The following is an 11595-nucleotide window of genomic DNA, read 5'->3' as shown; positions in this document are numbered from 1 at the left end:
TATCGTTGGTGCTATGACAGCGGCATACGACCACTACCCCGAGCTGCACCGACTGGTGGAGCAGCTTCGGCCTGAGTCGGCACCCGCCGCGCGCGCGGCATTGCTGCGGTTAGTGAAAGAGCCTTCCACGGATCGGCTAGCTGCGTTGCCGATGTTCGATGGTCCTGAAGATCTAAGTGAGCGAATGGATGACGACCTCTTCGATGCGCGGTGACGCTCATCGTGGACGCCAATGTGCTTGTGGCGGTCATGAATCGCAAGGACAAGCGTCATAGCGAGATGCAGGCACTTCTGTCGGCCCGCACCGATGACTTCGTGGTAACGCCTTATGTCGTAGCTGAGGTCACGTATCTTCTGCAGAAATATGCGGGCGCACAGGCGGAGATCCAGTTTATGGAGGCGGTACGCGACGGGGTGTTCCGGGAAGAGTTCCACCCGGATGACGCGACACGCATCATTGAGCTGATGAAGCAGTTCGCGAGTTTCCCACTCGGTGCTGCGGATGCGTCTGTTATCGCAGTCGCCGAGCGCTTGCATGTGTCGGATATCGCCACGGCTGATCAGCACTTTCGGGCAGTCCGCACGGCGGGCCTGGACTACATCAACGTCATCCCTTAGAGGTTTGATCGTCGCGCTAGCCCCGAGTTGGGGCGCCAGCGGGCTTGAGGACTAGCGCACTCGGGGGCAGGGTTTGCCTACTACCGCGCAGCGGTCTTCGAAGCCTGCGGGGAGCCATACGCCCGACAGGAGTTGGGGGTGGTGGGGGAAGTGGGCGTGGGCGGCGACCAGGAACATCGTTGCCGCTAGTGGGCTCGCGATTTCCAGGTGGTGCAGCGTGCCCGCCGCGTCGGTGAAGTCGCAGCGTAGGCGGTCGGGGCGGGTGAGTTCCACGCGTTCGACGTCGGCCAAGGGGATGGGGGAGGAGCGGTGTGAGTTCGACAGGTGGAAGCGGTCTGTCGTCACAGTGACGCTGCCAGCGGGCTCGGGAATCCAGCGCGCGTCCATCGACCTGCGCTGTTCCGCCGCCGCTGCCGCGCTCGCGTAGTGCGCCGCTTGAGCCGCCGCCCAGGTGAGGCGGACCGCGGTGAGTTCGGCGCGGCGCTGCTGGTGGTAGGCGGCCGTGGCTTGCATGGTCTGCGCGCGACGAGCCGAATACCGCCCACGCGAGGCGTAAACGGCGGCCGATGCGGTGTTGATGGCGATCGGCATCACGGGCGGCGCGACCGGCGCGGGCGCGACTGGTTGCGGACTCGGTCGGCGAAACACCGCCCACGCGCCCGGCGCTTCGCCAACGCACACCTCGCTGGGTGACGTGCGAATGGCGGTGGCGACAGGGCGCAGCGCTTGGGTGCCGCCGTCGCGCAGCGCGGCACGCACGCCGCAGGCGTAGAGCAGATGGTCGTCGAGCCACGTCCACCCGACCTGGGCCGCGAGCACCCGATCGACCTCACCCATCGGATCAAACATCGCAACCACCACCTAGCCACCACGTAGCCATTCCCAATCGGAACTCCACGGTATCGGATGCCACCGACACGGGGCTAGGGTGGGAAATTACCTAGTCAGCCCGGTCAACGGGCTGTCCGGCGGCCAGCGGAACGGCAATCGCGACCGGTTCGCTCGGCTCGCCCAGTCGCACCGCGATCACGCCCGCGAGGATCAGCACGCCGCCTAGCAGCTGGATGAGTCCGGGTGCTTCACCGAGCAAAATCCAGGCGAACCCAAGCGCCGCAAGCACTTCCGTGAGTGCGATGAACGCCGCGAGGCGCGAGCCGAGTAGGCGTGTTGCTGCGATGCCGGTTGAGTAGGCGATGGCGGCGGTCACGATGCCGATCGTCAAAACCGGTGCCCACCACGGTGTTTCGAATGACTCGAACACCACGGTTGTCGTGGTTGCTTGAAGCGGGACAATCCCAACTAGCCCAGCGATGAGCAGCGTGACCCCGCCGACCAGCAAGCCGCCTGCGGCGAGCACGGTGGCCGGGAGTGTCGTCGGATGCGCTGACAGCACGAAATACGTTGCCGCTCCGAGCATTGCGAGCAGCCCCCACCCAACGCCAACCGCGCTCGCCGACATCCCAGCGCCCACGTCGAGCACAAGCAACAACCCGACAACGCCAAGCACGGCCCCCGCGACGGTCGCCGCCCCTGGCCGCTGCCGATGCCGCACCCACAACCACCCAACGACGGCGATGGGCGCGGTGTATTCGATGAGCAACGCCGCGCCAACCTGCATGTTCGCGACCGCGTTGAAATAGGCGAGCTGTGTCCCCGCGACGGCAATCAATCCGTAGGCGACGACAAGCGAGGCATTCGCGCGCAACAGTTCCCAGCGCCTGTCGAGCTGTCGAATTGCGAAGGGCAACAACACTATCCCCGCGAGCAACACGCGAACCACAACCACGGCGGCCGCACTCCACCCCGCGTCCATCAACCCACTCGCGAGCGCCCCCGACATCCCGAACGACCCGGCGGAAATGAGCGCGAGCCCAACCCCGACCCGCACCCGTCCACTCGTAGCGTCATGAGTCAACGTATCCATGAGTAATGACGGTAAGCGCTACCAGGTAAGGTGTCAATGTGGTTTTCGCTCATGACACCGAAGCAGCACTGCTTGCCGCCGTTGAGTTGGTCAATTCCGCCGAATCGCCGGATACGCTCACCGAGCCCGCGCAGCTCGCCGAGTTCTTCCGCAGGCACGACTACACCGGCGCGCATGGCGGTGACCGGCGCGAACTCGACGCCGTCCGCGCCCTGCGCCCAGCGCTGCGCGAGTTGCTCACCGCCGACCGCGACCGCGCGGTCGAGCTGGTGAACCAGACGCTGGCGATCAACCGCGCTCTCCCGCAACTCACCCGCCACGGCGACGTCGACTATCACGTCCACGCGGTCGCCGCCGACGCCCCGCTCCCGGTCCGCATCGCGGTGGAAACGGCGATGGCGATGATTGACGTGATCCGCGCCAACGACCTCACCCGCATCGCGACCTGCGCCGACGACACGTGCGACGGCATCGTCTTAGACCTGTCCCGCAACCGCTCGCGCCGCTACTGCAGCACAGCTTGCGGCAACCGCAACGCTGTCGCGGCGTATCGGGCGAGGCAAAAGTAGTTCGCTAGCCCCTTGATCAGGCCCGACGAACGCGCAATACTGAACTAGATGGTTCAGTATGACTTCCTAGACGCCTCCTTTGGAGCGCTCGCGGATCGCACTCGGCGCGACATCCTCGAGCACCTCGGACGTGGGCCTGCCAGTATCAGCGCGCTTGCTGAAAGGTTTGAGATGACGCTCACCGGCATCAAAAAACACATAGGCATCCTCGAAGCCGCGGGCATGGTCGTCACCGAGAAACGCGGGCGGGTGCGCGAATGTCGCATCAATGGCGACGTTTTCGATCGGGAGGTGGCGTGGATGCAGAGCTACCGGCGCATGCTTGAAGCGCGGATGGACCGTCTCGGAGAATTCCTCGAACGAACGGAGCCAGAGCAATGAGTACAGCAACCACCGACGTTGTGGTCACCCCCGTTTCTGACCGCGAGATCCACATGGAACGCGATTTCGACGCGCCCGTCGCCAAAGTCTGGGACGCGTTCAGTCGCATTGAGAAGCTGTCGCGGTGGTGGGGCCGTGGCCACACTCTCGACGTTGAGCGTTGGGAATTCCGTAAAGGTGGCCACTGGCGTTTCGTTGAACGCGTTGGCGACGAGGCATGGGGATTCGAGGGCCGCTTCGCCGAAATCACGCCCGAAAAGCGCATCGTGCAGACCTTCGAATACGACGGCGCACCAGGCCATGTTTCCGTTGACACAACAACATTCGTCGACCTGGGCGACGGCCGAACCCGCGTCCTTACCGACACCAGTTTCCATACGCCAGAAGACTGCAAGGCGATGGTTGACGCGGGTATGGCGACTGGCCTCAGTGAGGGCTACCGCGTGCTTGACGGCATTCTGGCGGAAAAGAATTAACCCCGTTTGCGCGGTTTCATCCGCAATGGCGGAATAGGTGGCGCGGGAATTCGCTGGTCGACCGTGTGCCCCGCGATATCGGGAAATCGGTCAATATCGTGGGCCTCCCACGCTAACCGCGCCGCGAGAATCTCCTCGTGACTTCGCGCGACGAAGTTCCACCACATCACCATTTCCTCCTCGAATGGCTCGCCGCCAATTAGTACGAAATGTGTACCGCCAGTGGTGGATACCGGAAGCGATGTGCGGCCCGGTTCGAGATACAGCAGTGGACCGGGACGTACCGGCAATCCGTCCACAACAACAGTGCCGTCAATAACAAGAACCGCGTATTCGAAGTCGGACCGCAGCGGAATATCAACGGCCGCACCGGGTTCCACCACCACATCGGCACCAACTAGCGGCGTGTACGCGGCGGCGGGCGACGTGACGGGTCCAAGTGAGCCCATCAACACCGTCGCCCGCAACCCCGGCAATTCGAAAACCGGAAGGTCCCGATGCTGTTCAAAGTGCGGCACCTGGTCGCGCGCCGACGACGGCAGCGCGATCCACAATTGCAAGCCATTCCCACTCGCCGCGCCCGGCACGCGATATTCCGAATGCGCGATCCCGCGCCCCGCCGTCATCAAATTCAGCTGACCGGGCGCGATTTCCACATCAGAACCAACAGAATCGCGATGCCGAATTCGACCATCGAAAGGCCAAGTGACGGTTTGCAATCCGATGTGCGGGTGCGGGTCAATGTCGTGGCTGGCACCTGGCGCGTCCGCCACCGAGCCAAATCGGTCGAGAAAACACCACGCGCCAACCGTCGGAAGTCCCATTTGCGGCAGGGTGCGTTCAACGTAAACGCCACGCACCCCGCCGAGCGGTACCTCGCGTTCGGGATAAAGCTTCACGACCCCGATGCTAGTCCCAGGCGCGCTATTCGCGGCCGGCCGAACTGAACGACATATCCGGGTAGCGCGTTCCCGCGACCTGCTCGGCGATCGGTTCGAGCAACGCCAGCTCTTCGGCGCTCAACACCACCGATGCCGCTGCCACGTTCTCATCGAGTCGGCTGCGCTTGCGCGTGCCGGGGATCGGCACAACCGAAAGCCCGTGTACCTCAGCCCGCGCGTGCACCCACGCCAACGCGACTTGCGCCTTGCTAATCCCGCGTGTCTCGGCAATGGCCGCGATCGGGGCCAGCAATGCGGCGTTGTGCTCAGCGTTCGACCCGGAGAAGCGCGGCTGATGCCGACGGAAGTCGTTGCTGGCCAGGTTGTCCGCGGTAAACGAGCCGGTCAAAAACCCGCGACCCAGCGGCGAGTACGGCACGAACGCGACGCCCAGTTCTGCGGCGGCAGGCACCGCGGTGCGCTCAACGTCGCGCGAGAACAGCGACCACTCCGACTGCACCGCCGCGATCGGCGCGACCGCATGAGCGGCGCGCAACTCGTCGCCGGTTACCTCCGACAGCCCAAGCTCGCGCACCTTGCCCGCTTCGACAAGCGACGCCATCGCCGCGACGGTCTCTTCGATCGGCACGCGCACGTCGCGTCGGTGCATGTAGTACAGGTCGATCGTGTCGATACCGAGCCTGCGCAAACTCGCATCTACGGCAGAGCGAATGTAGGAAGCGGAGTTATCGAAGCCGCGATAAGTCGGGTCGTCGGCCTTGCGCACAATGCCGAACTTCGTCGCGATAACCACCTTCTCCCTATTGGCCCGCACAAAATCAGCGAGAAACTCTTCGTTGTGCCCGTCGCCGTACATGTCAGCGGTGTCGAACATCGTGACGCCAGCGTCGAGCGCGTGATCGAGCGTCGCGCGCGATTCCGCCAGGTCAGAGTCGCCATAGAACTCGCTAATGCCCATGCAGCCGAGGCCCTGGGTGCCGACGGTAAGCGAGCCGATTTTCGTAGTGCGCATTACACAATTCCTTCGGTGTAGGCGGTAAGTGTTGCCGGTTTCGCGACGTCGGTTCGCCCTTCGTAGGTGGCGATCTTGTAGTCGAGAACGGCAACGGTCTGATGCAGTTCGGCGATTTTCTCCAGGACCTCGGCGCGCGTCTGACGGAACATGTCGAGGCGTGCGGGGAACGTCGCTGGCCCGCCGCGCACGAGTTCGGCGTAGCGGATCATGTCGGCGACCGGCATGCCGGTGAGTCGCAGCCGCCCGATCAGTGCGAGCCATTCGAGGTCTCGATCGGAAAATCGGCGGTTGCCGGTGTGGTCGCGGCCGATGTAATTCATCAGCCCGATGCGCTCGTACCAGCGCAGGGTGTCGCGACTCATGCCAACTCGGTCGGCGACTTCACCGATGGAGTAGCGGGGGCGCTCCCATTCGGTAGTTGCTGGCGCGATCACGTCGGGGTCCATGACTAAAACGGTAATCACCTGGAGTGCACTCCAAGCAAGCCGAGAACCGCTCCGAATGTCAGTGACTTTCCGTAGGCTGGATCACATGGCTGGTAAGGAGATCGACCGCATGCGGGCACGTTCTGCCTGGGAGACGGTCAAGGAAAGTCCGGTGATCACCGCCATCGCGGTCGCACCGGTTGTGCTCGTGCTCGGCGTGGTGTGGCTGCTCACCAATGGTTGGGTTGCGTTTTTGCTACTCGTGCTGCTTGGCGTCGGCGTTGTTGTTGGCGGCAAGTTCCTCCGCTGACGGTTCAACGGGCTGACGCTCAGCGCGGCACGTGGAAGTGGGTCAGCTCGCCCACGCCCTGGCGTAGCTGTGCCCATTCCCCGCCGAAGGTCAGCACCGCAAGCGCCGATGTCGGGAACTTACGCGACAACTCGATGGCCGCTTCGGAATCGTGATTAGCCGCGAGATCGTATGCGGTCCAAGGTATTCCGGGTACGTGCCCGACCATCAGCAAAGTTGAGACAGCTTCGTCGGTCAGGGTGATGAGTTCGATGAGCGCGGGCGCGTCCGCGTCGTAAATATCGTCGGTGAACACCGTCGGCGCGGTGATGCCGGTGGCCGCGAGGGTGTCGCGAGTGCGACGCGCGGTCGAGCAATAGACCGCGTCGATGGGTGGCTGGGTCGCGCGCAACCAGTCGCCTGCCAGCGTGGCTTCGCGTTCGCCGCGCGGCGCGAGCGGACGCGCGTGGTCAGCGACGTTGTCGGGATATGCCGATTTGCCGTGCCGCATCATGATCAGCGTTTTCACCATGGATTCCACCGTAATGTTGCCGCCCGGTGAGGGGGCGATCACACTCGAGGCACACTGAAACCTACGTCACATTCACAACCGTCTTCAGAGGATCCGCATCTATGGCCTACGTCATCACGCAGCGTTGTTGCAACGACGCCAGCTGCGTAACCGAGTGCCCAGTCGACTGCATTCGCCCAACGCCCGACGACCCCGCGTTCGTCAGCACGGAAATGCTCTACATCGACCCGGACACGTGCATCGATTGCGGCGCTTGCGTCGACGCATGCCCGGTTGACGCGATTTTCCCCGAAGACGACCTCACGGCGTCGCTGGCGCGCTACCGCGACATCAACGCCGCGTACTTCCAACGTCACCCGCTTGAGTCGAACTTCGACCCGCTCAAAGCGCCCGCGCGCCCGCCGAAAGAGCTGGGCACGCTGCGTGTCGCGATCGTCGGTGCCGGTCCTGCCGCCTGCTACGCCGCCGACGAACTGCTGCGCCGCAGCACGGTCGAGGTCGAGATGTTCGACCGACTGCCAACGCCGTGGGGCCTTGTGCGCGCGGGTGTCGCGCCCGACCACGCCCGCACGAAGGGCGTCGCCGAAATGTTCGACACGGCGTTCCGTCGCGACACGTTGCAGTACTACCTCAACGTCGAAGTGGGCAGCCACGTCACGCTCGACGAATTGCTCGCGCACCACCACGCGGTCATTTACGCCGTCGGCGCTTCGTCGGACCGCAAGCTCGACGTGCCGGGCGAAGACCTACCGGGCAGCCATTCGGCCACCGAATTCGTGGCTTGGTACAACGGCCACCCCGACTTCGCCGACCACACCTTCGACCTGTCGGGCGAGCGCGCGGTGATCATCGGCAATGGCAACGTCGCGCTCGACGTCGCGCGGGTGCTCACGACCGACCCCGACCAGCTCGCCAAGACCGACATCGCCGATCACGCGCTGGAAGCGTTGCGCGCGAGCAACATTCGCGAGGTGGTCGTCGTCGGTCGCCGTGGACCGCTGCAAGCCGCGTATTCGTCGCCGGAGTTCCTCGCGCTCGCGCACGTGCCGGGGCTCGACGTAATCATCGACGAAGCCGAACTCGCACTCGATCCGGTGAGCCAGGCCGAACTCGACGACCCGAACATCGAACCGTCGCTTCGCTTGAAATACGAACTGGCGAAAGAGTATTCGGCGAAGTCACCGGACCCGGTCAACAAGCGAATTGTGTTCCGCTACTTGGCAACTCCCACGCAGATTCTTGAGGAAGACGGCCGAGTCGGCGCGATCGAACTGGTCAGCAACGAATTGGTCGAAAGCAACGGGCAGTTGGTCGCTCAAGCAACCGACCGCACCGAAACCATCCCGACCGGACTTGTCCTCCGCTCGATCGGTTATCGCGGCCAGCCCGTCGCCGACCTGCCCTTCGCCGAGCGTCGCGCCGTTGTTCCCAGCGAGCACGGTCGCGTGCAGGACAAGCCGGGCGTGTACGTGTCGGGCTGGATCAAGCGTGGTCCGCGCGGCGTGATCGGGTCCAACCGAATCGATGCCGAGGAGACGGTCGAAGCGCTGCTCGCCGACTTCGTCGCTGGCAAGCTCGCAACGCCTTCGGGCGACCGCGCGGCCTTGCAAGCGCTTGTCGCCGAACGTCAACCCGACGTCGTCGATCGCAAGGGCTGGAAGACCATCGACCAGGCCGAGAAGGTCGCTGGTAAAGCCGCCGGTCGGCCTCGGGTGAAGTTCACGTCACTGGCCGACCTGCTCAAAGCGGCGAAAGGCTAGCTCGCTGGAAGCGGCATCACCCGCACCACCGTCGTGGTGATGCCGCCAACAACGAACCACAGTCGAAGCACGGGCGTGCCGTTGCGGTCGCCCGGCTCGTAGCGGCCGCGCACGGTGATGTGTTCGCGGGCAAGTACCGGCGCGACGTATTCGATGACCGCGCGGTGTGGGCTCGCGAGCAGTTTCGGATAGTCGACGAGGAACTGTTCGACGGCCTGCCAGTAGCACGCGCTGTCGACGTGGTTGTACTGGTCAATGTCGGTGGCGCGCACCGGGAATGGCAGGTCGGTGTCGGATTCGCGCGGCGCGGGGTCGGTGAGATACGGCCGCCACCGTAGTCGGTGTTCGTTGGTGGTGCGGGCCAGGTAGGCGAGGCCGTCGTCGCTGATGCGCGCCGGCAGGTTCGACAGTTCTGACAGGTTGATCCAGAACCCCTCGGTCTCGATCAGGCCGCCGCCGGGCGAGGTGATGCGAGTGCGCATGTTGGTCCAGCGCGTCGACATCGCCGAGCACCACCGGTGCAGCTGGACCTCGTCGGGCCACACCACCGGACGGTGCACATCGATGACGGTGCGGCGCACAATCCAGGTTGGGTCGGAGTCGTACAAACCGCTGGCGCGGGCCTCGTCGAAGGCGATGTCGGTGAGGTAGCGCGCGATCGCGTCGAGCCGGAGGCGGTGATAAGGGTCGACGTCGCCCGCCCGGACCGGCCACGACGCCGCGAAACCGCCACCTGATTCGGGCGGCAAGACCAGTGGCTGATCAAGTGACACATGTGCTCCTTGCAAGTTCTCCCATCGACTTTACGGGGCGGTGACGCGGGTCTCTCGCTGGTAACCTGCTTTAAATGGCGGGCGGCGCGTTATCGGGCTCGATGTTCGGGCGCTACGAGTTACGCAGACTCCTCGGAGTCGGCGGTATGGGCGAGGTCTACGAGGCGTTCGACACCTCAAAGAACCGAACGGTCGCACTCAAAGTGCTCAACCGTGAGTTCGCCGTCGACCCCACCTATGTTGAGCGATTTCGACGTGAGTCCTACGCGATGGCGTCGGTGTCGGAACCGCATGTGATTCCCGTGCATGACTGGGGTGAAGTCGACGGGATTCTCTACATCGACATGCGCCTCGTTGACGGTGGCGACCTCAAGGAACGCATCGGCCATCACGGCAAACTCACGCCGACCGAATCGGTGCAGGTGATTGAGCAGATCGCATCGGCACTCGACGCCGCGCACCGGCAGGGGCTCGTGCACCGCGACGTCAAGCCGGGCAACATCTTGCTCACCGGCGACCTCTTCGCCTACCTCGTCGACTTCGGTATCGCCCACGCTGTCGCCGATCCGCAGCTCACGTCCACCGGCAGCGCGGTGGGTTCGATGGCCTACATGGCACCCGAACGCTTCGACGACGTGCCGATGTCGGGCACCGTCGACACCTACTCACTGGCGTGCGTGCTCTACGAATGCCTCGTCGGCAGGGTGCCGTTTCCGGTGAATTCGCTTGCGGCAGCGATCGGTTCGCATCAAATGGCACCGCCGCCGCGCCCGAGTGCGGTTGATGAAGCGCTGTGGCCGTTCGACGCGGTGATCGAACGTGGCATGGCGAAGCGGCCGGAGGCGCGGTACGCGACAAGCGGGGATTTAGCCCGCGCGGCGCGAGCGGCGCTGGTGCAGATCGACCGTGCGTCGCCGAGCACGGTCGCTTCGCCCGCGATCGCGTCGTTGGAGCAGCGGCCGCATATTGAGGCCCCGGCGGTGCACCCGGCGAGCCCCCTCCCGACGGCCCCGAGCCCGGCGGTCGACGCGAGCGATGCGCGGCTTGACCTCACCAAACAGTCGGGACCACACGCCACTTCACGGCCAAGCGATGTACGCGGATCAGGTCCAATTCCTGTCTCCGCGTTCAGTCCCGTCGCGAATCTAGGTGTGCACCAACAAGATTCGCGTGCCGCCGCCACCAACCGTTGGACCGGCTCAGGTCCGGTTCCCGGTACCCGCGCCTACTCCGGCGACCACCCCTACGGCAGCAACTCCGGCGGTTTCCCAACGCACCCGTCGGCACCGTTTCCCGTTCGGCAGCAACGTGGTTCCGCAACGCCGATCCTCGCCGGTGCACTCGGCGCGTTGATCGTGATCGCGGTGGTTGGGCTCGTCGTCTGGGTCATGATGCTGAACTCCCAGGACAAAAAGGCGCAGGTCACCCCGACGATCGCGGGCCCAGGTCCGACGATTGTCACGGCGAGCCAGGAGACGCCGGGCACCTACCCGCAGGCACCGCCAGCACAGCAACCGCCGAAGGCGACGCAACCGGCGAAAACCACTGTGCCCGCGATGCAAGGTGCGGTCAGTGGTGCCGACGGCCAAGGCTTCACCGCCGGACCACGCTGCAACGACGACGATGCCGCGTTCACCGTTGCCCGCACAAGCAGTTCGCGGATCGTCATCTGCCACACCGGCGTCGGCCGCTACTACTACAAGGGCCTGCGCACCAGCGACAGCGCGGGCATCGAACTCGACGATCCGGTCCCCACCGGCGGCGGCGGATTCACCGCGACAAACACCACCGACAACACGCAATACCAGGTCACCGCAAGTGGACTCACGATCATGCGAGGCTCATCGGTGCTGGCCAGCGAGCCAATGGTGGAATTCGCCCACCGCTGACGCGCGGCCGCACTATGTTCGGTGCCAGTTCGATAGTGAAGG

At 64.5% G+C, this 11595-nt stretch carries 15 protein-coding genes; 8 read left to right on the top strand and 7 right to left on the bottom strand.

The genetic code is table 11. The annotated features are described in order from the left end of the window. Positions 1-13 precede the first annotated feature (13 nt). Complete coding sequence (locus tag IEX78_RS11095) at positions 14-214, top strand: hypothetical protein (protein WP_188828825.1); 201 nt, start codon at positions 14-16, stop codon at positions 212-214. Continuing rightward, positions 211-618, top strand: coding sequence for a type II toxin-antitoxin system VapC family toxin (locus IEX78_RS11090; RefSeq protein WP_188828824.1), 408 nt, complete (start codon positions 211-213; stop codon positions 616-618). The genes IEX78_RS11095 and IEX78_RS11090 overlap by 4 nt, the downstream gene beginning before the upstream one ends. A 51-nt stretch (positions 619-669) precedes the next feature. On the opposite strand, the gene IEX78_RS11085 is transcribed toward IEX78_RS11090, so the two are convergent. Both IEX78_RS11085 and IEX78_RS11080 read right to left on the bottom strand, forming a co-directional pair. After that, complete coding sequence (locus IEX78_RS11085) at positions 670-1467, bottom strand: hypothetical protein (protein ID WP_188828823.1); 798 nt, start codon at positions 1465-1467, stop codon at positions 670-672. 91 nt (positions 1468-1558) lie between these two features. Beyond that, positions 1559-2542: an EamA family transporter gene (locus IEX78_RS11080; RefSeq protein ID WP_188828822.1), complete on the bottom strand. Its 984-nt coding sequence runs from the start codon at positions 2540-2542 to the stop codon at positions 1559-1561. Between the two features lie 38 nt (positions 2543-2580). On the opposite strand from IEX78_RS11080, the gene IEX78_RS11075 reads away from it, so the two are divergent. From IEX78_RS11075 to IEX78_RS11065, 3 genes are read left to right on the top strand one after another with little or no spacing between them, the layout of a single operon-like run. Further along, entirely contained in the window at positions 2581-3111 is a 531-nt protein-coding gene (locus tag IEX78_RS11075; protein ID WP_188828821.1) for a CGNR zinc finger domain-containing protein, read from the top strand. 48 nt (positions 3112-3159) lie between these two features. Then, a complete protein-coding gene (locus tag IEX78_RS11070) occupies positions 3160-3492 on the top strand; it encodes an ArsR/SmtB family transcription factor (protein ID WP_188828820.1) in 333 nt (110 codons plus the stop codon). Further along, complete coding sequence (locus IEX78_RS11065) at positions 3489-3968, top strand: SRPBCC family protein (protein WP_188828819.1); 480 nt, start codon at positions 3489-3491, stop codon at positions 3966-3968. Before IEX78_RS11070 ends, IEX78_RS11065 begins: the two co-directional genes overlap by 4 nt. Here IEX78_RS11065 and IEX78_RS11060 read toward each other — a convergent pair. The 3 genes from IEX78_RS11060 to IEX78_RS11050 are packed head-to-tail and all read right to left on the bottom strand — an operon-like array spanning position 3965 to position 6331. Continuing rightward, entirely contained in the window at positions 3965-4867 is a 903-nt protein-coding gene (locus IEX78_RS11060) for a pirin family protein (RefSeq protein WP_229683877.1), read from the bottom strand. The genes IEX78_RS11065 and IEX78_RS11060 overlap by 4 nt on opposite strands. A gap of 25 nt (positions 4868-4892) precedes the next feature. Beyond that, positions 4893-5882: an aldo/keto reductase gene (locus IEX78_RS11055; RefSeq protein WP_188828818.1), complete on the bottom strand. Its 990-nt coding sequence runs from the start codon at positions 5880-5882 to the stop codon at positions 4893-4895. Then, the gene (locus IEX78_RS11050; protein ID WP_188828817.1) at positions 5882-6331 is read right to left on the bottom strand and encodes a MerR family transcriptional regulator; all 450 of its coding nucleotides are present in this window, start codon (positions 6329-6331) and stop codon (positions 5882-5884) included. Before IEX78_RS11050 ends, IEX78_RS11055 begins: the two co-directional genes overlap by 1 nt. An 85-nt stretch (positions 6332-6416) precedes the next feature. On the opposite strand from IEX78_RS11050, the gene IEX78_RS11045 reads away from it, so the two are divergent. Beyond that, the gene (locus IEX78_RS11045; RefSeq protein ID WP_188828816.1) at positions 6417-6620 is read left to right on the top strand and encodes a hypothetical protein; all 204 of its coding nucleotides are present in this window, start codon (positions 6417-6419) and stop codon (positions 6618-6620) included. A gap of 19 nt (positions 6621-6639) precedes the next feature. Here IEX78_RS11045 and IEX78_RS11040 read toward each other — a convergent pair whose 3' ends face one another. After that, positions 6640-7131, bottom strand: a complete 492-nt coding sequence (locus tag IEX78_RS11040; RefSeq protein WP_188828815.1) for a SixA phosphatase family protein — start codon at positions 7129-7131, stop codon at positions 6640-6642. A 101-nt stretch (positions 7132-7232) separates the two neighbouring features. Here IEX78_RS11040 and IEX78_RS11035 point away from each other — a divergent pair, with 101 nt between their 5' ends. After that, positions 7233-8891, top strand: a complete 1659-nt coding sequence (locus IEX78_RS11035) for an FAD-dependent oxidoreductase (protein ID WP_188828814.1) — start codon at positions 7233-7235, stop codon at positions 8889-8891. Here IEX78_RS11035 and IEX78_RS11030 read toward each other — a convergent pair. Beyond that, positions 8888-9664: an acyl-[acyl-carrier-protein] thioesterase gene (locus IEX78_RS11030; protein WP_188828813.1), complete on the bottom strand. Its 777-nt coding sequence runs from the start codon at positions 9662-9664 to the stop codon at positions 8888-8890. The two genes, IEX78_RS11035 and IEX78_RS11030, sit on opposite strands and share 4 nt — an antisense overlap. A gap of 74 nt (positions 9665-9738) precedes the next feature. Between IEX78_RS11030 and IEX78_RS24215 the strand changes: the two genes are divergently transcribed. Next, positions 9739-11553 carry a serine/threonine-protein kinase gene (locus IEX78_RS24215; protein ID WP_229683876.1) on the top strand — a complete coding sequence of 605 codons (1815 nt, stop codon included), beginning with the start codon at positions 9739-9741 and terminating at the stop codon, positions 11551-11553. Positions 11554-11595: the final 42 nt, after the last annotated feature.

Source organism: Nocardia camponoti (assembly GCF_014646135.1).
Taxonomy (GTDB): Bacteria; Actinomycetota; Actinomycetes; order Mycobacteriales; family Mycobacteriaceae; genus Nocardia; species Nocardia camponoti.
Note: the sequence above shows the minus strand (reverse complement) of the source record. Positions and strands in the feature narration are given on the sequence as shown.

Excerpts from the sequence above, each read along its gene's own strand:
- IEX78_RS11095 (WP_188828825.1), top strand. The coding sequence starts at position 14 with ATGACAGCGGCATACGACCACTACCCCGAGCTGCACCGACTGGTGGAG.
- IEX78_RS11050 (WP_188828817.1), bottom strand. The coding sequence starts at position 6,331 with ATGGACCCCGACGTGATCGCGCCAGCAACTACCGAATGGGAGCGCCCC.
- IEX78_RS11055 (WP_188828818.1), bottom strand. The coding sequence starts at position 5,882 with ATGCGCACTACGAAAATCGGCTCGCTTACCGTCGGCACCCAGGGCCTC.
- IEX78_RS11080 (WP_188828822.1), bottom strand. The coding sequence starts at position 2,542 with ATGGATACGTTGACTCATGACGCTACGAGTGGACGGGTGCGGGTCGGG.
- IEX78_RS11045 (WP_188828816.1), top strand. The coding sequence starts at position 6,417 with ATGGCTGGTAAGGAGATCGACCGCATGCGGGCACGTTCTGCCTGGGAG.
- IEX78_RS24215 (WP_229683876.1), top strand. The coding sequence starts at position 9,739 with ATGGCGGGCGGCGCGTTATCGGGCTCGATGTTCGGGCGCTACGAGTTA.
- IEX78_RS11035 (WP_188828814.1), top strand. The coding sequence starts at position 7,233 with ATGGCCTACGTCATCACGCAGCGTTGTTGCAACGACGCCAGCTGCGTA.
- IEX78_RS11040 (WP_188828815.1), bottom strand. The coding sequence starts at position 7,131 with ATGGTGAAAACGCTGATCATGATGCGGCACGGCAAATCGGCATATCCC.
- IEX78_RS11065 (WP_188828819.1), top strand. The coding sequence starts at position 3,489 with ATGAGTACAGCAACCACCGACGTTGTGGTCACCCCCGTTTCTGACCGC.
- IEX78_RS11085 (WP_188828823.1), bottom strand. The coding sequence starts at position 1,467 with ATGTTTGATCCGATGGGTGAGGTCGATCGGGTGCTCGCGGCCCAGGTC.
- IEX78_RS11070 (WP_188828820.1), top strand. The coding sequence starts at position 3,160 with ATGGTTCAGTATGACTTCCTAGACGCCTCCTTTGGAGCGCTCGCGGAT.